General features: G+C 41.6%; 27 protein-coding genes and 2 riboswitches. Of the genes, 5 read left to right on the plus strand and 22 right to left on the minus strand.

Annotated features, from left to right (window positions below):
- Positions 1-13 precede the first annotated feature (13 nt).
- From LCL89_RS10790 to LCL89_RS10845, 12 genes are all read right to left on the minus strand, one after another.
- Positions 14-1,405 carry a bifunctional metallophosphatase/5'-nucleotidase gene (locus LCL89_RS10790; protein WP_318245621.1) on the minus strand — a complete coding sequence of 464 codons (1,392 nt, stop codon included), beginning with the start codon at positions 1,403-1,405 and terminating at the stop codon, positions 14-16.
- Positions 1,406-1,416: 11 nt separating this feature from the next.
- Positions 1,417-2,226: a sulfite exporter TauE/SafE family protein gene (locus tag LCL89_RS10795; protein WP_404813427.1), complete on the minus strand. Its 810-nt coding sequence runs from the start codon at positions 2,224-2,226 to the stop codon at positions 1,417-1,419.
- Positions 2,227-2,588: 362 nt separating this feature from the next.
- Positions 2,589-3,986, minus strand: coding sequence for a Fe-S cluster assembly protein SufB (gene sufB, locus LCL89_RS10800; protein ID WP_197317625.1), 1,398 nt, complete (start codon positions 3,984-3,986; stop codon positions 2,589-2,591).
- 32 nt (positions 3,987-4,018) lie between these two features.
- Complete coding sequence (gene sufU / locus LCL89_RS10805) at positions 4,019-4,462, minus strand: Fe-S cluster assembly sulfur transfer protein SufU (RefSeq protein WP_224810112.1); 444 nt, start codon at positions 4,460-4,462, stop codon at positions 4,019-4,021.
- Positions 4,452-5,672, minus strand: coding sequence for a cysteine desulfurase (locus LCL89_RS10810; protein WP_224810113.1), 1,221 nt, complete (start codon positions 5,670-5,672; stop codon positions 4,452-4,454). Before LCL89_RS10810 ends, sufU begins: the two co-directional genes overlap by 11 nt.
- The gene (gene sufD, locus LCL89_RS10815) at positions 5,672-6,979 is read right to left on the minus strand and encodes a Fe-S cluster assembly protein SufD (protein WP_197317622.1); all 1,308 of its coding nucleotides are present in this window, start codon (positions 6,977-6,979) and stop codon (positions 5,672-5,674) included. The genes LCL89_RS10810 and sufD overlap by 1 nt, the downstream gene beginning before the upstream one ends.
- Before the next feature lie 19 nt (positions 6,980-6,998).
- On the minus strand, positions 6,999-7,784 hold the full coding sequence (gene sufC / locus LCL89_RS10820; protein WP_197317621.1) for a Fe-S cluster assembly ATPase SufC: 786 nt from the start codon (positions 7,782-7,784) through the stop codon (positions 6,999-7,001).
- Positions 7,785-8,028: 244 nt separating this feature from the next.
- The gene (locus LCL89_RS10825; protein ID WP_197317620.1) at positions 8,029-8,199 is read right to left on the minus strand and encodes a hypothetical protein; all 171 of its coding nucleotides are present in this window, start codon (positions 8,197-8,199) and stop codon (positions 8,029-8,031) included.
- A gap of 196 nt (positions 8,200-8,395) precedes the next feature.
- Complete coding sequence (locus LCL89_RS10830) at positions 8,396-8,761, minus strand: carboxymuconolactone decarboxylase family protein (protein ID WP_197317619.1); 366 nt, start codon at positions 8,759-8,761, stop codon at positions 8,396-8,398.
- A gap of 67 nt (positions 8,762-8,828) precedes the next feature.
- Positions 8,829-9,674 (minus strand): MetQ/NlpA family ABC transporter substrate-binding protein, encoded by an 846-nt coding sequence (locus tag LCL89_RS10835; protein ID WP_197317618.1) that lies wholly within the window; start codon positions 9,672-9,674, stop codon positions 8,829-8,831.
- A 30-nt stretch (positions 9,675-9,704) separates the two neighbouring features.
- Positions 9,705-10,373 carry a methionine ABC transporter permease gene (locus tag LCL89_RS10840; RefSeq protein WP_224810114.1) on the minus strand — a complete coding sequence of 223 codons (669 nt, stop codon included), beginning with the start codon at positions 10,371-10,373 and terminating at the stop codon, positions 9,705-9,707.
- The gene (locus LCL89_RS10845) at positions 10,366-11,391 is read right to left on the minus strand and encodes a methionine ABC transporter ATP-binding protein (protein ID WP_224810115.1); all 1,026 of its coding nucleotides are present in this window, start codon (positions 11,389-11,391) and stop codon (positions 10,366-10,368) included. Before LCL89_RS10845 ends, LCL89_RS10840 begins: the two co-directional genes overlap by 8 nt.
- 75 nt (positions 11,392-11,466) lie before the next feature.
- A riboswitch (SAM riboswitch) is annotated at positions 11,467-11,576 on the minus strand.
- Between the two features lie 221 nt (positions 11,577-11,797).
- Positions 11,798-11,903, minus strand: a riboswitch (SAM riboswitch).
- A 74-nt stretch (positions 11,904-11,977) separates the two neighbouring features.
- Between LCL89_RS10845 and LCL89_RS10850 the strand changes: the two genes are divergently transcribed.
- Positions 11,978-12,394, plus strand: a complete 417-nt coding sequence (locus tag LCL89_RS10850; RefSeq protein WP_224810116.1) for a TlpA family protein disulfide reductase — start codon at positions 11,978-11,980, stop codon at positions 12,392-12,394.
- Here the strand turns inward: LCL89_RS10850 and LCL89_RS10855 are convergent.
- The 9 genes from LCL89_RS10855 to LCL89_RS10895 all read right to left on the minus strand — a co-directional run bounded on the left by LCL89_RS10855 (position 12,387) and on the right by LCL89_RS10895 (position 21,258).
- The gene (locus LCL89_RS10855) at positions 12,387-12,707 is read right to left on the minus strand and encodes a hypothetical protein (protein ID WP_224810117.1); all 321 of its coding nucleotides are present in this window, start codon (positions 12,705-12,707) and stop codon (positions 12,387-12,389) included. The two genes, LCL89_RS10850 and LCL89_RS10855, sit on opposite strands and share 8 nt — an antisense overlap.
- Positions 12,708-12,807: 100 nt before the next feature.
- A complete protein-coding gene (locus tag LCL89_RS10860) occupies positions 12,808-13,122 on the minus strand; it encodes a thioredoxin family protein (RefSeq protein ID WP_224810118.1) in 315 nt (104 codons plus the stop codon).
- 10 nt (positions 13,123-13,132) lie between these two features.
- Entirely contained in the window at positions 13,133-13,480 is a 348-nt protein-coding gene (locus LCL89_RS10865; protein WP_197317612.1) for a toprim domain-containing protein, read from the minus strand.
- A 138-nt stretch (positions 13,481-13,618) separates the two neighbouring features.
- The gene (gcvH, locus tag LCL89_RS10870; RefSeq protein ID WP_224810119.1) at positions 13,619-14,002 is read right to left on the minus strand and encodes a glycine cleavage system protein GcvH; all 384 of its coding nucleotides are present in this window, start codon (positions 14,000-14,002) and stop codon (positions 13,619-13,621) included.
- Positions 14,003-14,084: 82 nt separating this feature from the next.
- The gene (locus LCL89_RS10875; RefSeq protein WP_224810120.1) at positions 14,085-14,444 is read right to left on the minus strand and encodes an arsenate reductase family protein; all 360 of its coding nucleotides are present in this window, start codon (positions 14,442-14,444) and stop codon (positions 14,085-14,087) included.
- Positions 14,445-14,671: 227 nt separating this feature from the next.
- On the minus strand, positions 14,672-16,453 hold the full coding sequence (locus tag LCL89_RS10880) for an acyl-CoA dehydrogenase family protein (protein WP_224810121.1): 1,782 nt from the start codon (positions 16,451-16,453) through the stop codon (positions 14,672-14,674).
- A gap of 14 nt (positions 16,454-16,467) precedes the next feature.
- A complete protein-coding gene (locus LCL89_RS10885) occupies positions 16,468-17,643 on the minus strand; it encodes an acetyl-CoA C-acetyltransferase (RefSeq protein ID WP_224810122.1) in 1,176 nt (391 codons plus the stop codon).
- 17 nt (positions 17,644-17,660) lie between these two features.
- Positions 17,661-20,060 carry a 3-hydroxyacyl-CoA dehydrogenase/enoyl-CoA hydratase family protein gene (locus LCL89_RS10890; protein ID WP_224810123.1) on the minus strand — a complete coding sequence of 800 codons (2,400 nt, stop codon included), beginning with the start codon at positions 20,058-20,060 and terminating at the stop codon, positions 17,661-17,663.
- Between the two features lie 280 nt (positions 20,061-20,340).
- Positions 20,341-21,258, minus strand: coding sequence for a proline dehydrogenase family protein (locus LCL89_RS10895; RefSeq protein ID WP_197317606.1), 918 nt, complete (start codon positions 21,256-21,258; stop codon positions 20,341-20,343).
- Between the two features lie 241 nt (positions 21,259-21,499).
- Between LCL89_RS10895 and LCL89_RS10900 the strand changes: the two genes are divergently transcribed.
- Together LCL89_RS10900 and LCL89_RS10905 are read left to right on the plus strand one after the other, a co-directional pair.
- Positions 21,500-21,775, plus strand: a complete 276-nt coding sequence (locus tag LCL89_RS10900) for a hypothetical protein (protein WP_224810124.1) — start codon at positions 21,500-21,502, stop codon at positions 21,773-21,775.
- 16 nt (positions 21,776-21,791) lie between these two features.
- Entirely contained in the window at positions 21,792-22,124 is a 333-nt protein-coding gene (locus LCL89_RS10905; RefSeq protein WP_224810125.1) for a spore coat protein, read from the plus strand.
- A gap of 35 nt (positions 22,125-22,159) precedes the next feature.
- On the opposite strand, the gene copZ is transcribed toward LCL89_RS10905, so the two are convergent.
- Positions 22,160-22,366, minus strand: a complete 207-nt coding sequence (gene copZ / locus LCL89_RS10910; RefSeq protein ID WP_197317603.1) for a copper chaperone CopZ — start codon at positions 22,364-22,366, stop codon at positions 22,160-22,162.
- A 268-nt stretch (positions 22,367-22,634) separates the two neighbouring features.
- On the opposite strand from copZ, the gene LCL89_RS10915 reads away from it, so the two are divergent.
- Both LCL89_RS10915 and crcB read left to right on the plus strand, forming a co-directional pair.
- Positions 22,635-23,012, plus strand: a complete 378-nt coding sequence (locus tag LCL89_RS10915) for a fluoride efflux transporter FluC (RefSeq protein ID WP_224810126.1) — start codon at positions 22,635-22,637, stop codon at positions 23,010-23,012.
- Positions 23,009-23,353 (plus strand): fluoride efflux transporter CrcB, encoded by a 345-nt coding sequence (gene crcB, locus LCL89_RS10920; protein ID WP_224810127.1) that lies wholly within the window; start codon positions 23,009-23,011, stop codon positions 23,351-23,353. Before LCL89_RS10915 ends, crcB begins: the two co-directional genes overlap by 4 nt.
- Positions 23,354-23,361: the final 8 nt, after the last annotated feature.

Genomic DNA, 23,361 nt, shown 5'->3' on the forward strand with positions numbered 1-23,361 from the left:
TTGAGACACTCGTTTACCGGAATGTTTTTAGTGCTCTTGTCAATAAATCTCTTAACAGCTCCGGCATATAGTATTTTTTCTTTTTTGAGTAAGCTATTTCGGGAATCAGCCTGCCGAACGTAAATGTATCGGCTGTCGCAAGGGTATACACTTTATCTAAATCGATCGGTTCGCCATTTTTAGTTACACGCTTTACATGAATTTCTCCATCTTTTCCTTCATTACTTTCGATTTCCAAACCGGAGAAGACCATTTTACCGATCACTTCCCCCCTGAAGCCGAATCCTTTCAACCTTATTTCCGTCAATTTTCTTGTATGAGCAACTCTTATGACTTCTAACAACTCATCCCCTTTTAATTCCACTTTGCAAGGGTTCATTGGATGAGGACAAATACGGTGAACATCTTCGAAGGTGATTTCACCTGCTTCTAAATGATCCAATAGCACGCCTGCGTTCAACATCCCGATATCAGCGTCTGTCCACTTTTGTAACTCCTCCGTCAATCTTTTCATCAATAGTGTTTCCTGGAACCATCCGACGGACAATGGCTCTTTTAAAGTTGTCACGGGTTCTCTCAAATGTTGTACAGCTTCGTTACGCATCCCCTTGACTTGATCATTCACTTCTTCATCTTTCTTTAAGTGTTCAGTAGGAATGGCATAAGCTTCTTTTTTGGTGATCTGCTTTTTCTCCATATCCCATTCGATGAAGACCTCACCCAGATGTGTCCCATGCTTTCCGGCTGCAGTGAGAATTGTATTTTGAATGTATTCACCATTTTGGAAGAGATGGTGCGTGTGCCCTCCGATCACGATATCTATATCAGAATATCTCCGGGCTATTTCCTCATCATCATTGATACCTAAATGAGATAAGAGCACAATAATATCTGCTTCTTCCTTCACTTTTGGAAGGAGCTCATCCAATACATCATATGGAGAATACACCTTCCATCCAATCTGTTTATAAAACGTCTCAAAAGGTGCCGTAAGTCCAATGATGGCAACTTTAGTTCCTTTTTCAGAGGTCTGGATTCTATAGGGTTTCAACCATTCAGGTTGAGGTTCCTTTCCATAACCGAGATTCGCACACACCACATCAAAGGTTGCTTGATCATATAAGTGAAATAGATTTTCTTCTGATAAGGTAATTCCTTCGTTGTTGCCTAAGTTCGCAACGTGATAGCCTGCTCTGTTAAGAAGTTCTATATTCCCTTTACCCATCAGACCTTCAGCAATCGGATGAAAACGATCTACATGGTCGCCATTATCCAATAACCAATAGGTCTCATTTTTTCTTTCATGTTTTATTTTCTGTTCATTGAAGTAACCGACGATTTGAGGCCAATTCTCAAAATGACTATGTAGGTCACTTGTATAATAAAGAAATAGTTTCTCCTTCATCATCAGTCTCCTTATCCGATCCCCTGCCATATTAAGCGGATCCCGATCAATATCAATAAAATCCTTAAGAACCATTCTACAGCTTGTCCATTCATTCGACGATTCATCCTGGCTCCTAACATTCCGCCAATATACGCTCCTGGTATGAAATAAAGTGTATAGGCCCATTCAACATGACCTAACAGCACATGAGTTGCCGAACTTGATATGCTCGCAAAGAAAATCATAAACATAGAAGTTGCCGTAGCAATATGCGCTGGAATCTGGAAAAGCAGAATCATGGCTGGAACCATCAAAGAACCGCCTCCAATACCAAGCAGCCCCGACAATAAACCGACTACAAACGATAAGATCAAGCCGATGACCAGAGGCATTTGATACGTGTAACTCTTCCCATTCACAACTTTTTCCCTTTTCATTCCATGTTGAAATATGGAGATTGGTTTACGTGGGATGAAGAAAAGCAGCGACACAGCAATCATGACAACACCGAAAATCAAAGAAAAGCTGTCTGTTTTAAAAAACTGATTCAGCCAGGACCCAAATATTCCACCAGGGATACTTCCGATCAAGAAGAGCATCCCGATTTTTTTATCGACTCTTTTATGTTTGATATAAGATATAGCAGATGACATTCCTGTAAAGATCATCACAACAAGAGAAATCCCAACAATCGACTGAGGATTAACCCAATTGAAAGACTCGAAATGATCGCTGAGGAACAACAAAGCCGGCACTAATATGACACCGCCGCCCAGTCCAGCTATACTGCCGATCCACGCTGTAAGTAAACCAATTAAAAATAAGACGACGATCATCAATCTAAACACCCTTTATCTCTTAATAGATATTATTATAGTATCATGTTTTCTATTCATAAAACATTCGTTGTCCTTTCTTTGTAGACCTTTCCAGTCTCTATGAAAGTTGAGTGAAGGTTAATAAAACTTCATCCAAATCAATATCACATTATCAAGAGCCATAGACAATATGTTTGAAGGTTTACAAGCCAGCTGACCGTTTGACAACGAAAAGAGTGCGCAGAAGCATAACAGCTATGTCCCAAAACGGATATCTCTAATTGCTTATCAAGAAGTTAATTATCTACAGATACCAGCGATACACAAACTAAAAAAACCGTACGGATGTATTATCATCCGCACGGTTTTGAATCTTGTTGTAATTAACCGATGGAACCTTCCATTTCGAATTTGATCAGACGGTTCATTTCTACCGCATATTCCATAGGAAGCTCTTTCGTGAATGGCTCGATGAAGCCCATTACGATCATTTCTGTCGCTTCTTCTTCAGAAATTCCACGGCTCATCAGATAGAATAGTTGTTCTTCAGACACTTTAGATACTTTTGCTTCGTGCTCTAAAGAAATGTTTTCGTTCATGATTTCGTTGTATGGAATCGTGTCTGATGTAGACTCGTTATCCATAATCAACGTATCACACTCTACGTTGGAACGTGCACCTTCTGCTTTACGTCCGAATTGTACAATTCCACGGTACGTTACTTTACCACCGTGCTTGGAGATGGATTTAGATACGATCGTAGAAGATGTGTTCGGCGCCAGGTGGTGCATTTTCGCTCCGGCATCCTGGTGCTGACCTTTACCAGCTAGTGCAATAGATAAGGTCATCCCACGAGCTCCTTCTCCTTTAAGGAGAACAGCTGGATATTTCATCGTCAGCTTGGACCCAAGGTTACCGTCTACCCATTCCATCGTAGCATTAGACTCAGCTACTGCACGCTTCGTAACCAGGTTGTAAACGTTGTTCGCCCAGTTCTGAATCGTTGTATAACGGCAGTATGCATTATCTTTTACAAAGATCTCAACTACCGCACTGTGCAGGGAGCTGGAGGAATACGTAGGCGCTGTACAGCCTTCTACATAGTGTACAGAAGAGCCTTCATCTGCAATGATCAGAGTACGCTCGAATTGTCCCATGTTTTCAGAGTTGATTCTGAAGTAAGCCTGCAGAGGCGTTTCCACTTTTGTATCCTTAGGAACATAGATGAATGAACCTCCAGACCATACAGCGGAGTTCAGAGCCGCAAATTTGTTATCAGATGGAGGAATCACTTTACCGAAATACTCACGGAAGATATCTTCGTTTTCTTTAAGAGCAGAGTCAGTGTCTTTGAAAATGACACCCATATCTTCAAGATCTTTCTCCATATTGTGGTAAACCACTTCAGATTCATACTGTGCAGATACACCTGCAAGATACTTCTGTTCTGCTTCAGGGATACCTAGTCGATCGAAGGTATTCTTGATTTCTTCAGGTACTTCATCCCAAGAACGCTCTGAACGTTCTGAAGGTTTTACGTAATAAGTGATATCGTCAAAGTTCAGCTCAGATAAATCGCCACCCCACTGCGGCATTGGCATTTTATAGAACTGCTCAAGGGACTTCAAACGGAAATCAAGCATCCACTTTGGTTCTTCTTTATAATTGGAGATTTGTTCTACGACTTCTTTCGTCAAGCCTTTTTGAGTACGGAAGATGGATACATCTTTCTCGTGGAACCCATATTGGTACTCTCCAACTTCTGGCGCTTTTTTAGCCATGGTATATACCTCCTTTTGGTATTGAAACAAGCTTATCCTTGTTTCTCTTCATCTACACCTTTTTCCATTGCCTTCCATGCCAATGTGGCACACTTGATACGGGCTGGGAACTTGGACACTCCTTGAAGAGCTTCAATATCTCCTAAGTCGATACCTTCGTTTTCCACTTCATTCCCCTGCATCAAGTCTGAGAAGATCTCGGACATTTTCAACGCTTCATCAACTGGTTTATCTTTGATAGCCTGAGTCATCATGGAAGCAGAAGCCAAGCTGATTGAGCATCCTTCTCCTTCAAATTTTGCATCCTTGACGATTCCGTCGTCTACTTGCAATTGAATTTGAATACGATCTCCACACGTAGGGTTATTCATGTCGACGGTCATATGATCGCCTTCGATAGAACCCTTGTTACGAGGGTTTTTGTAATGATCCATGATGACTTGGCGATATAACGTATCTAAGTTATTAAAAGACATCGCCAAAATACTCCTTTGTTGTTTGTAATCCTTCAACAAGTCGATCGATTTCTTCTTCTGTATTATACAGATAGAAACTCGCACGTGCCGTCGCTGATACTTCCAGCCATCTCATCAACGGCTGAGCACAATGGTGACCTGCACGTACTGCGATTCCTTCAGCATCGAGGACCGTTGCCAAATCATGAGGGTGAACATCAGATAAGTTGAACGTCACCAATCCCGCTCTTTCTTTGGGGCCATAGATTTGCATGCCTTCGATCTTTTCCATTTGCTGCATTGCGTAATCGGCAAGTTTCTGCTCATGAGCTTTGATTTCATCCAAACCGATATCAGTCAGGAAGTCAATCGCAGCTCCCAAGCCTACAGCTCCTGCAATAATTGGAGTACCACCTTCAAACTTCCATGGAAGCTCTTTCCACGTAGAGTCATACAAGTTGACGAAATCAATCATTTCCCCACCGTACTCTACCGGCTCCATTTCATTCAAAAGCGATTTTTTCCCATATAAAACACCGATACCTGTTGGACCACACATTTTATGACCGGAAAAAGCATAAAAATCTGCATCCAAATCCTGAACATCGATAGACATGTGTGGAACACTTTGTGCACCATCAACGAGCATGACCGCTCCGTGCTGATGAGCAATCTGAGCGATTTCTTTAACCGGGTTGATTGTACCCAGTACGTTCGAGACATGCATGATTGCCACAATTTTTGTGTCATCCGTAATGATTTCACGAGCATCATTCAAATCTATCGTGCCATCAGGCTGCAACGGCATATATTTCAAAGTAGCTCCTGTTTCTTTCGCTACTTGCTGCCAAGGAATGATATTACTATGGTGCTCCATAGGCGTAATGACGATTTCATCACCTTCTGAGAGGTTTTCACGACCATAGCTTGCCGCAACAGTATTGATTGCCGTCGTCGTTCCTCGGGTGAAGATCACTTCCTGAGTACTGGAAGCATTTATGAAACGTCTTACCTTTTCACGGGCCCCTTCGTATTCATCTGTGGCTTTTGTACCAAGTGTATGAACACCTCTGTGAACATTGGAATTGTAACCACGATAATATTCATCCAGTTTCTCAATCACTTTGACTGGCTTTTGAGACGTTGCTGATGAATCGAGGTATACGAGCGGATGACCGTTCACTTCCTGATGTAGAATCGGAAATTCATCACGTACCGCTTTTACATCCATTAATATACTTTCCTTTCAATCACTTGGGTAAGTTGGCGTTTCACCGCTTCTACCGGCAGTTGTTTAACTACTGGAGCAAGGAAGCCGTGAATGATCAGACGTTCCGCTTCAAATTTAGAAATTCCACGACTCATCAAATAATAAAGCTGGATAGGATCTACACGCCCTACAGAAGCTGCGTGGCCTGCAGTTACATCATCTTCGTCAATCAATAGAATCGGGTTTGCATCCCCACGAGCGTCCTTACTAAGCATCAATACGCGAGACTCTTGCTCAGCGTTTGACTTAGAAGCACCGTGTTCGATTTTGCCGATTCCGTTGAAGATGGCGGAAGCCTTATCCTTCATCACACCGTGCTGCAGAATGTAACCATCGGAACCTTTACCGAAGTGTGTAATATTGGCTGTGAAGTTTTGTTTCTGAGAGCCGCGTCCAATCGCAACAGTCTTCGCGTTGGAGTGAGAATTGTCACCAATCAAGTGGGTGATGTTCTCAGATACAGTATTCCCTTCGTTCATTTGACCGAGTGCCCATTCGATGACTGCATCACGATATGCAACACCACGGCGGTTTGTGTACACGGTGGTACCTGCTTCGAAGTTGTCGACAGCTCCGAAGGAAACTTTTGCTCCATCTTTCGCAATCACTTCAGTTACGATGTTTGCAGAAGTTTGTTCTTCTTTATTATTGGAGATATAGTTCTCCACATACGTTACGGAACTGTTTTCTTCCGCTACGACTAAGATGTGGTTGATCAATGACGCTTTCGGATCTTCCTGCCAGAAAATCGCTTGAATTGGTTCTTCAATTTGAACATTTTTAGGAACGTATAGGAATACGCCTCCGTTCATCAACGCTGCATGAAGCGCTGTCAGACGGTGCTCGTCCATGTGAACCGCGTCATTCATATAATATTTCTCAACCAAATCGCCATGTTCACGCAGGGCTGTAGCCATATCTGTGAAGATGACACCTTGATCCTTCAACTTCTGATCGATGGTACCGTACGCAACAGTATGGTTCCGTTGAATCACCAAGTTGTGCTGGTCTTTTTCTTTATCTAAGAAGTCCTGGATTTCAGCCGGAAGGGAATCTAAAGACTCGATTTTATCTCCTTCTACATTGTGGCTGAAGTCTGTGAAATTCCATCCCTGGATATTTGTTTTATCCGGTTTTGGAAGAGGTAGAGATTCAGATTTTTCCAAGGCGCTCAGACGAAGGTTTTTCATCCATTCAGGCTCTTGCATACCTTGTGAAAATTGAGTGATATACTCTTTATCGTATGGTAGTGAGACTTCTACTGTCATGTTAACCCTCCTATCTAAATTACGCTTTTTGACCGACGGTTTCGTCTTCGATGCCTAATTCTTCTTTGATCCACTCATAGCCTTCTTCTTCAAGACGTTGAGCCAATTCAGGTCCGCCTGATTTAACAACACGACCTTGCATCATGACGTGTACATGATCCGGTGTAATGTAGTTAAGAAGACGTTGGTAGTGGGTAATGATCAAGCAGCCGAAGTCGTCGTTACGCATTTCGTTAATTCCTTTAGAAACGACTTTCAATGCGTCGATATCCAGACCAGAGTCAATCTCGTCAAGAATCGCAATTGCAGGTTGGATCATCATCAACTGCAGAATTTCGTTACGCTTTTTCTCACCACCAGAGAAACCTTCGTTAAGGTAACGCTGTGCCATGTTTTTATCCATATCTAATGTATCCATTTTAGAGTCCATCTCTTTGATGAACTTCATAAGAGAAATTTCGTCTCCTTCTTCACGGTGAGCATTGATAGCTGAACGCAAGAAGTCAGAGTTTGTTACTCCGCTGATTTCACTAGGGTATTGCATAGCAAGGAATAATCCAGCTTGTGCACGTTCGTCTACTTCCATTTCAAGAACGTTTTCTCCATCCAAAAGGATTTCACCTTTTGTTACTTCATATTTAGGGTGGCCCATTACTGCGGAAGCAAGAGTAGATTTACCTGTTCCGTTAGGTCCCATTACAGCGTGGAATTCACCACCGTTAATTGTAAGGTTTACGCCTTTAAGGATTTCCTGACCTTCGATTTCTACGTGAAGATCTTTGATTTCTAAAGTTGATCCTGCCATAGTTAATACCTCCAGTATCTATTGTTATGAAAATGTGCTGGTTGAATATGGATCAAAGAACCATTCTCAATTTATTCTCATTACAATCTTATATCATATAGAAACTGATATCAACTTTTTCCTATTGTAATGAAACCTCGATGAATCCTGTATTTCAAAAGGTTTTTCAGCCTTTTCCAGCCACTGCAAAGCCAATTATAACATGAAAAAATCAGGCAACTAAAGGTCACCTGATCGATGGAGTTTATCTATGCAGTTGTGGTCCTACCTGCGATAACATCTGCTTGCACTGCTCAAATTCACGCTGGCGTTTCACTTCAATCTTCAAGCGGTTGTCAATGTTTCTGCTGTACTCCGCATAACCCATGTTATGCGCTTGATGCATGGCTTTTTCCATTTCAGCAGTATAGTTCATCTTCAGATCGTTATGAATAACGAATCCACCCTTTCAGATTATTTACACAATTCAGACTACCACAAGTAATATACCCCAACAAATGGTAAATAAACGTGAAATTCCTTATATACATTCAAATACCTGTATAAAAAACGCTTACTTTGTATATATAGGCTTTATTCTTTTCTTTTGCTTCATTTTACTGAATAATCAATCAATTCACTTTGTTAGATAAATCTGAATAAGCATGTTGAACTAACGTGACCGCCTGGCTCAGTGCCGCTCCACCGCCAAACGCAGCAGCTACTCCACAAGCCTCCAGGATTTCTTTTTCTGTTGCTCCTTGATCGACACAGCCTTTCGTATGATAAATCATACAATACTCGTCCTGGGCTACTATGCTGATTCCTAACGCCATGAGTTGTTTATGCTTTTTGGACAATTCGCCCTCTTTAAAACACGCTTCAGAGAATTCACTGAACTGATGAGCTACTTCAGGCATCTGCTCAGAAAAAAGTCCCATACCTTCTTTATAATCATGTAAGTACGTCTGTGTCCAATTCATTTGTTGTTCTTGCATGTGTGTATACCTCCCTAATAAATAAGTGACTGCCGTTAGTATAAACAGCAGCCACTCTTTTTATCCGTTATTCTGTTGTACCATCGACCGGAACGACAGCACCCTTATATTCTTCCTTGATGAAAGTTTGAATTTCTTCAGATCGTAAAACCTCAACTAACGTGTTAAGAGCTTCTGCATCTTTATTGATGCTTTTAGCTGCAATGACATTTACGTATGGAGACTCGGATCCTTCCAGAATCAGAGCATCTTCACTTGGGTTTAAGTCTGCTTCAATCGCATAGTTCGTATTGATTGCTACAAGTGCTTCTTCTTCAAGCTTATAATTTTGAGGCAGGTTGGCTGCATCGACACCAGCAGAAAATTTCAATTCTTTTGGATTTTCTACAATATCGTCAACCGTAGCATCTACTTTATCTACGTTTTCATCAAGTTTAATGAGACCTTCTCTTTCTAATAAGGAAAGAATTCTACCATGATCGGCAACTGAACGGCTCATGATCACTTCTGTTCCTTTTTCTATCTCATCCAACTTTTTAATATTTTTTGAGTAAATCCCCATCGGTTCAATGTGGATTCCGCCTAAGTTTGAAAAGTCAAAATCATGTTCCGCCTTTTGCGCATTCAAGTAAGGGATGTGCTGGAAATAGTTTGCATCTATTCTTCCTTCAGATAAATCCTGGTTCGGCAGAATGTAATCCTGATACTCTTCAATCTCAAGTGTAATCCCCTGTTCTTCTAAAATTGGCTTGGCTTTCTGTAATACTTCAGCGTGTGGAACACTTGTCGCGCCTACTTTGATTTCTTTTGAATCCCCAAGACCATCTTCAGCTGCACTTCCTTCAGATGACCCACAAGCAGCCAGTAATAGTACGGATACAGAAACAAATAATACGGCAAATAATTTTTTCATTCTTTACTCTCCTTTATATATAGTAAGATTTTATCTTCTATCCAATCGACGTGAGAGTGAGTCCCCGACGAATTGAAATAGGAATACAATCAGGATAATGAGAATCGTACAAGCTAAAACGACATCCCAGTCACTCCGCTGAAAACCATAAAAATAGGCGAAGTCTCCGAGTCCACCGGCACCGATTGCACCTGCGACGGCCGTGTAACCGATTAAAGCGATGGCCGTTACAGTAATGCCTGATATCAGGGCTGGCATCGATTCCGGAAGCAGGACTTTAAAGATGATGCTGCGATACTTGGCCCCCATTGCTTTGGCTGCCTCAAGCACCCCTTTGTCCACCTCTTTCAAAGCTATTTCCACCAATCGCGCGTAAAACGGTGCCCCTCCAATGATTAATGCCGGTAAAGCCGCCTTCGGTCCACGAATCGTTCCCACTAAAAAGTCAGTAAACGGGAAAAGTAGTAAAATTAAAATGATGAAGGGGATGGCTCTTAGTACATTGACGGTCGAGGCCGTTACCATATTCAGAGTCCTGTTCTGCCACAACCCACCCGGACTGGATAAGTAGAGCAACAAACCAAGCATCAGACCTAGGATAAATGTCCCTGCAACTGAAATGATCGTCATATATAAGGTTTCATACGTTGCTGTCAGCATATCTTCCATCTCAACGTTAGGAAATAAAGATTCAAGCACTTGGGTTCACCTCCACCTCGACTGTCGTAGATTGGATATAACCCACAACGTTTTCAATCTCGTTTTGCTCACCAGAAAATTGGACGAATAACGTGCCGTACGCCCCTTTCTGGGTTTGAGTAATTTTCCCATGTAAAATGTTCACATCTATATTGAACTTTCTTGATATATCACTGATTAGAGCTTGATTAGTGTTCTCACCTACAAAGTGGAGCTTTAGTATGCTATCGGATTTGTAAGTGTCGTGGATCAAGTTCAATGAATTTTCTTTCTCCGGGTCCCCCATCACTTGATCGACAAATCTTTTTGTGACTTTCTTTTGAGGGTGAAGGAAAACGTCAAGAACATCCCCTTGCTCCACGATCTTCCCTCCTTCCATGACCGCCACCTGATGACAGATCTTACGAATCACATGCATTTCGTGGGTAATTAATACAATCGTAAGATTCAACTTTTGATTAATATCCACTAGTAAATCCAAAATCGAATCCGTGGTTTCAGGATCAAGCGCTGAAGTTGCTTCGTCACAAAGGAGAACTTTCGGCTTGTTTGCCAGTGCACGTGCAATGCCCACTCTCTGCTTCTGACCCCCACTCAATTGAGAAGGATAGGATTGACCACGCCCAGCTAAACCGACGAGTTCAATCAACTCTTCAACCCTTTGGTCTCGTTCTTTTTTTGCTACACCTGCAACTTCCAATGGAAAAGCGATATTGTCATGGACTGTCCTCGACCAAAGAAGATTGAAATGTTGGAAAATCATCCCGATATCCTGTCTGGCTAATCTTAATTCTTTCTTCTTCAATGATGCGACATCACGATCATCAATGACTACTGACCCGGCAGAGGGGTCCTCCAAACGGTTTAAAAGTCGAATGAATGTACTTTTTCCTGCTCCGCTATATCCGATGACGCCGAAAATTTCTCCTTTTTCTATAGTTAAATCAAGGTTGTCGACGGCAGTGACTGCTTGATCTTTTGTTTGAAATACTTTGGATAGACCTTTGATTGATATCATGCTGTTCCCCCTCACATTAAAAAAAGCTCTTCTATTCAAGAGAACAGAAGAGCTTTTATAAGCTTTTTCAATGTTCTCTCATCTCTCAAAGTCTTCAGACTTTGCAGGATTTGGCACCTTGTCAAGATTATCTTGATGGTTGCCGGGCATCATAGGGCCAGTCCCTCCGCCACTCTGGATAAGAATTTTAATATATTAAATTGTTATTGCTTTAACTCGTTTAAGTGCTGCAATATGGATTCTATCACCGTGCGAATAGTGTGTCAATTGCAATTTTTTAATTTTTTACTTTTGAAATTTTGTTCTTAGTTTTCTTATTAGAAAAAAGTGAAGTTGATAAAATGGAAAAAAGAAAATAAAAAAATCCCTTCATTTGGATGAAGAGATTGCACGTAAGCTTTAACTCTCCTCATCTATCAAAGCAAAATGCTTTGCAGGATTTAGCACCGTGCCGTCCTATGACCGGTTGCTGGGCTTCGTAGGGCCAGTCCCTCTGCCTCTCTGGATAAGTGAAGATGTCGCTATGAAATTATTTGATATGTTAGCATGGGGCTAGGAAAACGTCAATAAAAAGGAGAGATTTCATTTGAGGCAAGCACCGAATTTCAAACTACCGTATATAAATTCTGACAAAAATTATACTCTTGAAGAAGATCTGGGAAAAGTGGTCGTCCTTACGTTTTGGGCATCCTGGTGCCCGGATTGTGGAGTGGACCTTCCCAAGAAAGAACAATTGTATAAAACGATGGATCATGAAAAAGTGAAAATGTTGACAATCAATGTTACAGGAAGGGAACGGAACGTCGAAGATGGAATTGAATACGCAGAAAAATTCCTAACCCAGCCTACTCTGATGGACGATGGCCGTGAGATCTATGAACGTTATGGTAGTCAAGGGGTCCCGACAACTGTCATCATTGACCAATATGGAAATATTCACCGTCAATTTGGAGATAAGGCAGACTTTCTTGAAATTGTTGAATCAATTGGACAACTCATTTAGAAGATAGAAAAAGGAGAGATTCCACGAACAAAATATGGTTGTATGCACCTTCGATATGACAGTGGTTTGAGCTGATCGATGTCAATTTCTTTTCACCTCGAAGCAGTTCTTCAATAATGTCTTCAGGAGCCTTCAAAAAAATGGCTTCATCTTTTTGAGAGGGTCTCAAGGAGACACCCGAATGATCGATGGCTACATTTACTGATTGATGTTCTGTCTGAAGGACAAGGTCAAGGTTGCGTTCTCTCCAAATCGGCAGTAAATCGTTACGGTCATTGACTTGTGTTACCCAATCATATACAAAATCAACCATAAAAAAACTCCTCCTTTTATCTGTTAATAAATTCTTGATAAGGAGGAGCCTTTCCTTTTATTTTGGGCAGGAATCGTACGCCATTTCCCGGGAAATTCATTCATTTTATTACATATTCAGCAATCTTCTCATACATGAAAGGTACAGAATGAAAAGCATATATCTTTTCTATCACCGATCCATACTTGGTAACTAATAAACAAGGTACACTCTCGATTTTGTACTCTTCCATGAGGTCAGGGTGAAGGGAAGCGTTGAACTCATGAAAAAGCTCTCGTCCATAAGTGACTTCGATAGTATCCAGCATTTTTCTTGCCAGATGGCATGTAGCACAAAATGGACTGTGCACAAAAATGTATCCATCTGGTCTTTCTTGTATTTGCTTTCCTGCATTATGATGATCCAGTTCTTGCAAGGTGAACCTCCTAAATTAAATAGATCGGCTTTACGGTGAAGTGTCTGCTTAGTAGAGCTCTCGCCAGCTCCGGTTCTGGAGTGGCAGCAACTTCTCTGAATGCTTTATCAATATAAATATGCTCTGCATGAGGCAGTTCCTCTGTCAACTGTTTCCTCAGCTTGTATCCAGAGTCATCTTCATCCACAAGTATATAAACCGTTCTCTCGTCCAAATTGAATTCGAAAATCAGCTCTTCCATCCGCTCTATCCCTAGGGTACCATGGGTGCAAATAATTTCGATGTCCTCGTCTAACACCTTTTTCAATTTCTTCTTGTCTGTAATCCCTTCGACGATTACAATTCTTTCTCCATCCATATATACTCACCCACTATATAGAAACAGACCATGCCGACGGACATGGTCTGAACATGATTATTATGATACGTGATCATGTCAGACAAGGGGTTGTTATGTAGCCCTGCCTGTACAGCTGTTCATTAATGAAGACGATGATTAATCTTCATCGATCATTTCTTCATATTGTTCCGGAGTCATCAACTCTTCCAATTCAGAAGAATTACTCGGTTCAACGACGACCATCCACGCTTTGTCGTAAGGTGATTCATTTACGAATTCTGGACTATCTTCCAAATCTTCGTTCACTTCTACGACTTTTCCGCTGACCGGTGCGTACAGTTCAGAAACCGTTTTAACAGATTCCACGCTACCAAAAGGTTCATCTGCTTCAAGTTCATCGCCTACTTCAGGAAGCTCAACAAAAACGATGTCCCCTAGTTCGGCTTGAGCAAAGTCCGTAATTCCTATACGTACTCTCTCTCCTTCTTCTTTTACCCATTCATGTTCTTCAGAATAGCGCAAGTCTTTTGGTAAACTCATGAAAATCCCTCCACAATAATTGTAATGATTTAGCAACATGTATAAACATAAAAGCTGAACGCTTTTATTTCCAATGTTCTGCTCACTTACTCCAATTCTCTTCAAACTGCTCTTGTTTGAAACCGACAGTGACCTTTTCACCATCTGTGACAATAGGGCGCTTGATCAGCATTCCGTCAGATGCCAGGTACTGGATCATATCCTCTTCAGTCGCATCCTTCAGCTTATCCTTCATGTTCAACTCCCTATACTTCTTTCCACTCGTATTAAAAAATTTCCGAGCCGGGAGTCCACTTCTCTCCACGAATGATTTCAATTCAGCTTCTGAGGGAGTCTGATCGACAATATGTACAGAAGTATAATCTACTCCTTCTTCATCCAACCATTTCTTCGCTTTTTTACACGTACCGCAATTGGGGTACCAATAGAAGGTTAATGCCAAGAGGATCTCCTCCTTTTCTATGTTCCATTCCATTTTACCATAATGAGAATTGGTTTTTCATGGTTTATCCTAAACCAGTTTCACAAAAGGGAATACCTAAGGGGATCGATGGGGGCTGAGATAGAACGGCGATGTCCATTAAACTTTCAAAGCAGGGTTCTCAAACTCTGTTTTCAAGGAAAAACCCCCGCTTCGAACAAAGTCGAAACAGAGGTTTGGGAATAAGTTTATACGATATACTTTTCAGCTTCAATCAGGTTAGCTGCAATTTCCCGCTTCTTGGCAATGACATTGATTGGAGTATGGCGAGTCAGTTTACGCATGGCTCCTAACATCATTCTCAGCGTGTCACCCGTTTCAGAAGCAATCAATGTTTCTTTCGCATGTGCTTCAATTCTGTTGAATGCTTCTTGAACGTAAACTTGCGTATAAAGAAGCTTCTGCTTATTCTTTTCTTCACCAGTTTTATTCATCGCTTTTTCAGTACGTAACACTGCAGATTCCATGTTATAGATTTCTCCTACAATATCCGCAATGTTCACAAGTACTTCCTGTTCATTTTCCAGCTTCTCACCGAACTTCTGCGCTGCAAGTCCAGCAGCTAACAAACCGATTTTCTTTGCATTCTTCAATAAATGTTTTTCTTGCTCCAATGGTTCCAACCCAGGTTCTTCAGGCATCATCATCATGATTTCTTCCTGCAGAGCTTGAGCTTTTTGCAATAAAGGCAGTTCACCTTTCATCGCTTTCTTCAATAGTGTGCCTGGTACGATCATCCGGTTGATTTCGTTTGTTCCTTCAAAAATACGATTGATCCTTGAATCGCGGTACATACGTTCAACTTCATACTCTGCCATAAAACCGTATCCACCGTGAATTTGAACCGCTTCATCAACGGCAAAATCCAATAGCTCTGTACAGAATACTTTATTCAAAGAACACTCAATCGCATATTCGGCGATAACTTTCGCTACGGCTGCGCCATCTTTCAAGGCTTCTTCAGATAATTTACCCATGCTTTGTTCAAACAGTCCTACCGTGCGATAGACTGCACTCTCGTTTGCATACGTATCGGCTGCTACAGAAGCCATTTTTTCTTGAATCAGAGGGAAGCTTGCAATCGGTGTCTTGAATTGCTTTCTTTCTTTAGCGTATTTCACTGACAATTCGATCGCTCGCTTCGATCCTCCCACTCCACCGATGGCAAGCTTATATCTTCCGACGTTCAATATGTTGAAAGCAATGACATGACCACGGCCAATTTCGCCAAGAACATTTTCAGCCGGTACTTCTGCATCCTCAAGAACAAGGGTACGAGTAGATGAACTCTTGATTCCCATTTTCTTCTCTTCAGGACCTGTAGATACTCCTGGATAGTCTCTCTCCACAATGAAAGCCGTAAATTTATCGCCATCAATCTTCGCGTATACGACGAATACGTCAGCGAATGCAGAGTTGGTAATCCACTGTTTTTCTCCATTCAAAATATAATGGGTTCCAGCTTCATTCAGTTTAGCTGTCGTTTTCGCACCCAAGGCATCTGAACCAGAACCTGGCTCTGTAAGTGCATAAGCAGCAATCTTCTCTCCAGTGGCCAAAGCAGGCAGGTACTTATTCTTTTGTTCATCGTTTCCGAAAAACACGATCGGTAGAGATCCAATTCCTACGTGGGCACCATGTGTAACGGAGAACCCTCCGGCTCTAGAGAATTTCTCTGTAATAAGGGAGGAGCTGATTTTATCCAGTTGCAATCCTCCATATTCTTCAGGTACATCTGCTCCTAACAAACCCAGCTCCCCTGCTTTTTTCAGTAAATCCACAGAGTGTTCAAATTCATGATTCTCCAAGTTCTCTACTTTTGGAAGAACCTCTTTCGCTACGAAATCCTCTGTTGTCTTAGCTATCATCAAATGCTCTTCAGTGAAATCCTCCGGTGTAATGACATCCTCAGCCGATAAATCCTCGACGATAAACCCGCCGCCTTTGATCATTTCTTTCAAATCACTCATCCGTGTTTCCTCCTTTAAATTAGCTCAAACACTCCCGCAGCTCCCATTCCGCCGCCGATACACATCGTCACCACACCAAATTGTTCATTACGTCGTTTCATTTCATGAATAAGACTCAAGGTCAATTTCGTACCCGTACATCCAAGCGGATGGCCAAGAGCAATAGCACCACCGTTGACATTCACTTTGTCAGAATCAAGACCAAGTGTTCTTATTACTTGAAGGGACTGGGAAGCAAAAGCTTCATTCAGTTCAAACAGTCCAATATCAGACAATTCAAGTCCCGCCATTTTCAATGCTTTCGGGATTGCTTCTATCGGTCCTACTCCCATGATTTCAGGTTCGACACCTGCTACAGCAAAAGAGCGGAATTTCACCAGCGGTGAAAGTCCTTCTGCCTCTGCTTTCTCTCGATCCATGACCAATACAGAAGCTGCACCGTCACTCATTTGTGAAGAGTTTCCTGCTGTCACACTCCCTGTAGTTGAAAAAGCAGGTTTCAACTTCGATAGAACCTCAGAAGTTGTACCAGGTCTGACGCCTTCATCGGAAGAGAAAGTTTTCGTTATCTCTTTGACTTTGTTATCAGATCCGAGGGTACGCTCAACGACTTCAACAGGTACGATCTCATCGTTGAACCGTCCTTCTTTCAGTGCTTTTGCAGCTCTTTCATGACTCTGGACCGCAAATGCATCTTGATCTTCTCTCGATATATTGAATCGACTGGCGACTTCCTCAGCCGTGTGTCCCATGGACATATAGTATTCCGGTGCTTGTTCCACCAGTTGGATATTGGGCTTAATAACATGACCGCCCATTGGAATGAGACTCATAGACTCTGCTCCGCCTGCAATGGCAGCGTTGCTATGGCCCAGCATGATTTTTTCAGAAGCATAAGCGATACTTTGCAATCCTGAAGAGCAATACCTGTTGATCGTAATGGCAGGAACTTTATGGTGCAATCCAGCAAGGCCTGCGATATTCCTCGCCATATTCATCCCTTGTTCCGCTTCAGGCATCGCACATCCTATGATGACATCATCAATCGGACCTTCATAATGACCCGCTCTTTTCAGCGTTTCTTTAATGGTTAATGCTGCTAGATCATCAGGACGGGTATTGGCGAGTGCCCCTTTTTTCGCACGTCCGACCGGTGTCCTTGCTCCAGCGACAATGACTGCTTCTTTCAAGGTCCTTCCCCCTTTAATTAATTACGTAATGGTTTCCCTTTTACAAGCATGTGCTGCATGCGTGCCTGGGATTTAGGCTCTCCTACTAGACTAAGGAAAGCTTCACGTTCTAAATCTAATAAATATTGTTCATCGACGAGTGTTCCTTCCTTCAATCGACCTCCAGCCAGTACAAAAGCCAGCTTCTCAGCGATTTTCAAATCATGTTCACTCGCATAACCGCTTAAACCTAATGATTTTGCTCCTAATAGCATGGTTGCGTATCCTTGTTCTCCAACTACGGGCACTTTTGTCCGTTTCGGTGCGGTATATCCTGAACGTGCCAATCCGAGAACTTTCTGCTTGGCGTCATGCAGCAAATGGTCACCGTTTACACTGATTCCATCCCTGCTATCAAGGAAGCCATTCTCCCGGGCTTCTTCACCTGATGTAGACACCTTCGCCATAGCTATTTTCTCAAAGACGCTTATGGCCACTTTTTGAAGATCGAAGTCTACGCCTTCGGGGATGTTTCTTAAGTGTTTGATATACAGTTCTTTATTTCCTCCACCGCCGGGAATCAATCCGACACCAGCTTCTACTAACCCCATATAAGTTTCTTGTGAAGCTTGAATCGATGACGCCGGCAGACAGACTTCTGTTCCCCCGCCAAGAGTCATTCCGAACGGTGCAGCAACGACTGGTTTATCGGAATATTTCATCCGCATCATGGCATCCTGGAAGTTCTTGACGACCATTTCTATTTCAAAGAAATTGTAATCTTGAGCTTCCATCAGGATCATCCCGAGGTTCGCCCCTACACAGAAATTCTTCGCCTGGTTTCCAATGACCAACCCTTCGTAATTTTCTTCTACATGGTCAATCGCAAAATTGATCATTTGGATGATGTCAAGCCCGATAGCGTTACTGCGAGAATGAAACTCAAGTCCTGCAACTCCATCTCCAAGGTCTATCAAACTTGCTCCTGCATTCTTCTTAATCACTTCTTTCGTCTGCTTCAATCGCTTGATATTGATTTCCTTGGCATTAAACGTCTGCTGTACATAGTTTCCTTTGTGGTAAAAATGAACTGCTCCTTCTTCTGCCTTATAGAAAGTGGAATATCCTTGATCAAGCATCTCTTCGATCCAGGATGGAATGGTTTCGCCTTCTTCCTTCATTCGATCGACGGACTCTTTCAAGCCGATCGCGTCCCAGACTTCAAAAGGTCCAAGTTCCCATCCGAATCCCCAGCGCATAGCTTCATCTATAGATGGAACATCATCTGCAATTTCACCGTGCAGCTCAGCGGAATAAAGTAACACCGGCTTCAAAATCGACCAGATCAAGTCTCCTGCACGATCTCCTTTAGCTGAGACGAGCGCTTTTATTTTGCGTTTGGATCCTTTTTCATTTTTGGCTAATTCAGTAGCTTTGGTCTTTAGTTTATTTCTCGTTTCATATTCCAGAGTTTCAGGATTCAGTTGTAATATTTCGCTTCCTTTTTCGCCTTTCTTCTTCAAAAAGAACCCCTGACCTGACTTCGAACCAAGCCAGCCCTTTTCATTCATTTCTTTCATAAAGGCGGGTACTTCAAAAACTTCTTTCTCTTTTCCATCCACTTGATCATAAACGTTGTTCGCCACATGAATGAATGTATCCAGTCCAACGACATCAAGAGTACGGAACGTGGCACTTTTCGGACGACCGATCAAAGGCCCTGTTACAGAGTCGACTTCCCCTACCGAATAGCCTTTTTCAAGCATCTGCTGCACAGTGACCAGCAAACCGAAAGTACCGATACGGTTGGCGATGAAGTTTGGTGTATCTTTCGCTTCCACTACACCTTTTCCTAATACATCTTCACCGAATTGCTTCATGAAAGATAACACTTCAGGATCCGTATCCTTAGTTGGAATGACTTCTAACAACTTCAAATATCTAGGTGGATTGAAGAAGTGAGTCCCTAAAAAATGTTTTCGGAAGTCTTCACTGCATTCTGAAGACATCGCTTCAATTGAAATTCCTGATGTGTTAGAGCTTATAATGGACCCTTCTTTCCTGTATCGATCCACTTCTGCAAACACTTTCTTTTTAACATCCAGGTTTTCTACGACGACTTCGATGACCCAGTCTACATCCGTAAGCTTTTCCATATCATCACTCATATTCCCGACCTCAATGAGATCAAGGTTTGACTGACTGGTTAATGGAGACGGCTTCTGCTTTTTCAAAGCTGCCTTGTTATTCATTGAAATACGGTTTCGCACTACTGTATCTTCCAAAGATAACCCTTTTGCTTTTTCTGCCTGAGTCAGTTCCTTTGGAACAATATCAAGCATAAGCGTCGGTATACCCACATTTGCTAAATGAGCCGCAATCCCCGCTCCCATGACACCTGAGCCAAGGACAGCTGCACGTTTTATTTTTCGCTGCATACATGTGCCTCCTAAGACTTGAATGAATACTCATTCATTTTTTGTCCAAAAAAATATGTTGGTTCGAATGGTATCTACTTACAATATAAAATATTTTCAGATATTTCGCAATCCTTTTTGTTACATTATTTTGTAAATGTGTGCATCATTCTCCAAATTCCTATAAAGCGCTACATTTATTATATTGATTAATTCATAAAATGTTGTTGAGAATGTAGTAAAAAGGCAGATCCATGCTCTTCCCTTTATAAAAAAGGAGCCCTGTCCAGGACTCCTTACCTTACTTACCGAAAACCCCTTTAAGAACGAATGCTACGTTGGCAGGCCGCTCAGCCAATCTTCTCATAAAGTAACCGTACCAGTCGTTGCCATAAGGGACATATACGCGCATTTTATAGCCTTCTTCAACTAATTCTTCCTGACGCTCCACTCGGATGCCGTACAGCATTTGAAATTCAAATTGGTCTTTGGATATTCCATGTTGTTCAACTAGTCGTTTCGTATATTCAATCATTTCATCATCATGAGTAGCCACAGCTGTATAATTCCCGTTCAACAAATGTATTTTGATGATTTCCTTGTAGTTATCATCAACATCTTTTTTATCAGGGAATGCAACCTTCGGCGACTCTTTGTAGGCGCCTTTGACTAAACGAAGATTAGGGTTATATTCATTCAAAGCATTTATGTCGTCTACAGTGCGGTAAAGGTACGACTGCAGTACTGTACCGATATGCTCGTACTCCGAACGAAGTTTACGGAAGATGTCCAATGTCTTTTCACAACGAGCATGATCTTCCATATCAATCGTGACAAAGACATCTTCTTTTTCTGCTACATCTAAAATCCGCCTCATATTGTCCATCACGAGCTGTTCAGATATATCAAGACCCATAGAAGTAAGTTTCAAGGATAATTGAGAATCCAAGTGGTGCTCAGAAATAGCTTTGATGGCTTCGATACAGCCGTCGGCAGCTTCACGTGCTTCATCTTCACTATCTATAAATTCTCCAAGGTGGTCAATGGTCACTGACATTCCCTGGTCATTGAGTTTCTTAATCGTGTCAACAGCGTTAGGAATCGTTTCACCGGCCACAAATCGTCCAGCACCGAATCTTAAACCGTATCTTTTCGCCAATTTTGTAAAAAAGCGGTTTTTGGATAAAAATAAAAAGAAATTACGCAACAATTGTTCCATACCTAACTCCCCCTACTGCTCAGGATTATAAAATATAATTTTTCATAATCCTTTCTACATAAATATCTAGAACTATTTGTAACCGTTTCCATCATTATTTTATCACCTTTTATAACAATTGGGTACAACATTTATAAGAAATTCGACAATTTCGTACATGTTCTCCCTTCACAAATAATTTCTGACATAGAACCTCTTATAGCGGTCATACTAAGCATGACTAAATAAGGAGGTTATTCTCATGCAACAACAAAATCAACCGTCTTCCATGCAGCAGGCACAGCCTATGCCCCAAGTTCCTGACATAGTAAGCACTAAAGACCAACTTTACATCTCTGATATGCTGTCATGGAATTTATTAGCTTGTAAAAAAGCACACTTTTTTGCTCAGAATTGCCAAATGCCTGAAATTCAAGCAGCTTTAGAGGAAGCGGGACAAATGCACCAAAGGCATTATGACAAGATCCTTTCCCACCTCGACACTCAACAGCAAACACAAATGCAGAAACCTAATTAATTGAGGAGGCTTTGAAATGAACCAATCTTCCAACAAAATTCAAAACCCTGAAACGGAAATACCAAAAACGCCACAAATGAATGAGCGTGATTTTCTGAATGACCAACTTGCTACAGAAAAATACATGACAGCGTCCTATAACATCGCCTTGAATGAAGCAAGCAACCAGACGCTTTATCAAGATTTAGCTACTGTTTTTAAGGAAACTCAGGACTGCCAAAGAAATCTTTATAATTTGATGTTCAAAAACGGATGGTACGGCGTTGAGCAGGAGCAGGAGCAGAAAATCCAACAGGCTTATCAACAATTTACGGGCTACAAATCCCAACTCCCTTACACCATTCAATAGAATTCACAAAAGCCCGGCGGTGCCGGGCTTTTATTTTATCCTACCGGGTCATATCCTTGGGCTTCAATCGCTTCTTTCATCAACCCTTTGGAAACAAAGGCTTCATCATAGGTAACGTCCACTTTACCGCTCTCCAAATGAACCTCTACTCCATGGACACCTTCTAACTCTTCCAGGGCCCCTTTGACAGCTTTTTCACAATGTTCACAAGTCATTCCATTCACTTCTAATGTCATTTGCATGATTTTTCCACCTTTCTTGGTATTGTTATTCAAATGAATTTTTATTGTAAAAATATCCTTATAAGTCATATTCCACATTTTAGGTGGCTTATAACTTCTAAGTGTATAAAAAGCAGGAGAAATCAGTTTTAGGCAATGACAGAAATGATTTTTTAGACCGACGGGGTTAAAAATTATGATACAGTAATTATTCTAGTAGTTGTTATGTAAAAAGAGGTTTTGGAGCGATTGTTATTCACAAAAAATAAAGGGAAAAAAGGAGTAAAAGATGAGACAAACAATTTATTTAGGGGTTGCTCTAGGCGGCGGCTTAGGAGCGGTTTTCCGTTACCTCATCACCCACACATTCCCATATAAAAGCGGATTTCCTTTAAGCACGTTGATGATTAACCTTATTGGATGTTTTGTACTTAGTTTTTCATATCAATTTTTTAAGAGATATTTCACAATCAACCTTGTCTTTCAAAAAGCTCTTACCACCGGTCTGATCGGGAGCTTTACGACTTTCTCAGCATTTACTGTAGAATTTGCTCATCTTTCGAACCAATCTATTGGTTTATCTTCTTTGTATATCGGGCTTACGGTGGTGGGAGGTTTGTTGATGACCTTTGCCGGCCATAAGTGGGGGGAGAAAGTGATCAAATGAATTTATTATTTGTTTTTATTGGTGGAATGGCAGGTGCAATCTTACGTTTGGAGATCAGTCATCGATTGAACAAATCAAATCAAATTCCATGGGGGACATTTTTTGCCAACTTCACCGGCGGACTCTTGCTTGGCGGCCTGATCCTGTGGCACCGCCAAACAGATGTGGCCGACTGGCTCTGGTTATTGTCAGCCACAGGCTTTTGCGGAGGTTATACCACCTATTCTACTTTCAGCTATGAAGTCTTTCACCTTTACAGCCAAGGGGAAAGAAAAGAAGCATTTTTTTACTTACTAACTTCCATAGGAGCAACCATACTTGGTGTTTTGATCATCTTATAACAAAGACC

It is taken from the genome of Halobacillus yeomjeoni, assembly GCF_020171525.1.
Classification (GTDB): domain Bacteria; phylum Bacillota; class Bacilli; order Bacillales; family Halobacillaceae; genus Halobacillus; species Halobacillus yeomjeoni.

What these genes read in the sequence shown, in the direction of transcription:
- LCL89_RS10790 (WP_318245621.1), bottom strand. Translation starts at nt 1,405, where the DNA reads ATGAAGGAGAAACTATTTCTTTATTATACAAGTGACCTACATAGTCAT.
- sufB (WP_197317625.1), bottom strand. Translation starts at nt 3,986, where the DNA reads ATGGCTAAAAAAGCGCCAGAAGTTGGAGAGTACCAATATGGGTTCCAC.
- sufU (WP_224810112.1), bottom strand. Translation starts at nt 4,462, where the DNA reads ATGTCTTTTAATAACTTAGATACGTTATATCGCCAAGTCATCATGGAT.
- LCL89_RS10810 (WP_224810113.1), bottom strand. Translation starts at nt 5,672, where the DNA reads ATGGATGTAAAAGCGGTACGTGATGAATTTCCGATTCTACATCAGGAA.
- sufD (WP_197317622.1), bottom strand. Translation starts at nt 6,979, where the DNA reads ATGACAGTAGAAGTCTCACTACCATACGATAAAGAGTATATCACTCAA.
- sufC (WP_197317621.1), bottom strand. Translation starts at nt 7,784, where the DNA reads ATGGCAGGATCAACTTTAGAAATCAAAGATCTTCACGTAGAAATCGAA.
- LCL89_RS10825 (WP_197317620.1), bottom strand. Translation starts at nt 8,199, where the DNA reads ATGAACTATACTGCTGAAATGGAAAAAGCCATGCATCAAGCGCATAAC.
- LCL89_RS10830 (WP_197317619.1), bottom strand. Translation starts at nt 8,761, where the DNA reads ATGCAAGAACAACAAATGAATTGGACACAGACGTACTTACATGATTAT.
- LCL89_RS10835 (WP_197317618.1), bottom strand. Translation starts at nt 9,674, where the DNA reads ATGAAAAAATTATTTGCCGTATTATTTGTTTCTGTATCCGTACTATTA.
- LCL89_RS10845 (WP_224810115.1), bottom strand. Translation starts at nt 11,391, where the DNA reads ATGATATCAATCAAAGGTCTATCCAAAGTATTTCAAACAAAAGATCAA.
- LCL89_RS10855 (WP_224810117.1), bottom strand. Translation starts at nt 12,707, where the DNA reads ATGGTTGATTTTGTATATGATTGGGTAACACAAGTCAATGACCGTAAC.
- LCL89_RS10865 (WP_197317612.1), bottom strand. Translation starts at nt 13,480, where the DNA reads ATGGATGGAGAAAGAATTGTAATCGTCGAAGGGATTACAGACAAGAAG.
- gcvH (WP_224810119.1), bottom strand. Translation starts at nt 14,002, where the DNA reads ATGAGTTTACCAAAAGACTTGCGCTATTCTGAAGAACATGAATGGGTA.
- LCL89_RS10880 (WP_224810121.1), bottom strand. Translation starts at nt 16,453, where the DNA reads ATGAGTGATTTGAAAGAAATGATCAAAGGCGGCGGGTTTATCGTCGAG.
- LCL89_RS10890 (WP_224810123.1), bottom strand. Translation starts at nt 20,060, where the DNA reads ATGCAGCGAAAAATAAAACGTGCAGCTGTCCTTGGCTCAGGTGTCATG.
- LCL89_RS10895 (WP_197317606.1), bottom strand. Translation starts at nt 21,258, where the DNA reads ATGGAACAATTGTTGCGTAATTTCTTTTTATTTTTATCCAAAAACCGC.
- LCL89_RS10900 (WP_224810124.1), top strand. Translation starts at nt 21,500, where the DNA reads ATGCAACAACAAAATCAACCGTCTTCCATGCAGCAGGCACAGCCTATG.
- LCL89_RS10905 (WP_224810125.1), top strand. Translation starts at nt 21,792, where the DNA reads ATGAACCAATCTTCCAACAAAATTCAAAACCCTGAAACGGAAATACCA.
- copZ (WP_197317603.1), bottom strand. Translation starts at nt 22,366, where the DNA reads ATGCAAATGACATTAGAAGTGAATGGAATGACTTGTGAACATTGTGAA.
- LCL89_RS10915 (WP_224810126.1), top strand. Translation starts at nt 22,635, where the DNA reads ATGAGACAAACAATTTATTTAGGGGTTGCTCTAGGCGGCGGCTTAGGA.
- crcB (WP_224810127.1), top strand. Translation starts at nt 23,009, where the DNA reads ATGAATTTATTATTTGTTTTTATTGGTGGAATGGCAGGTGCAATCTTA.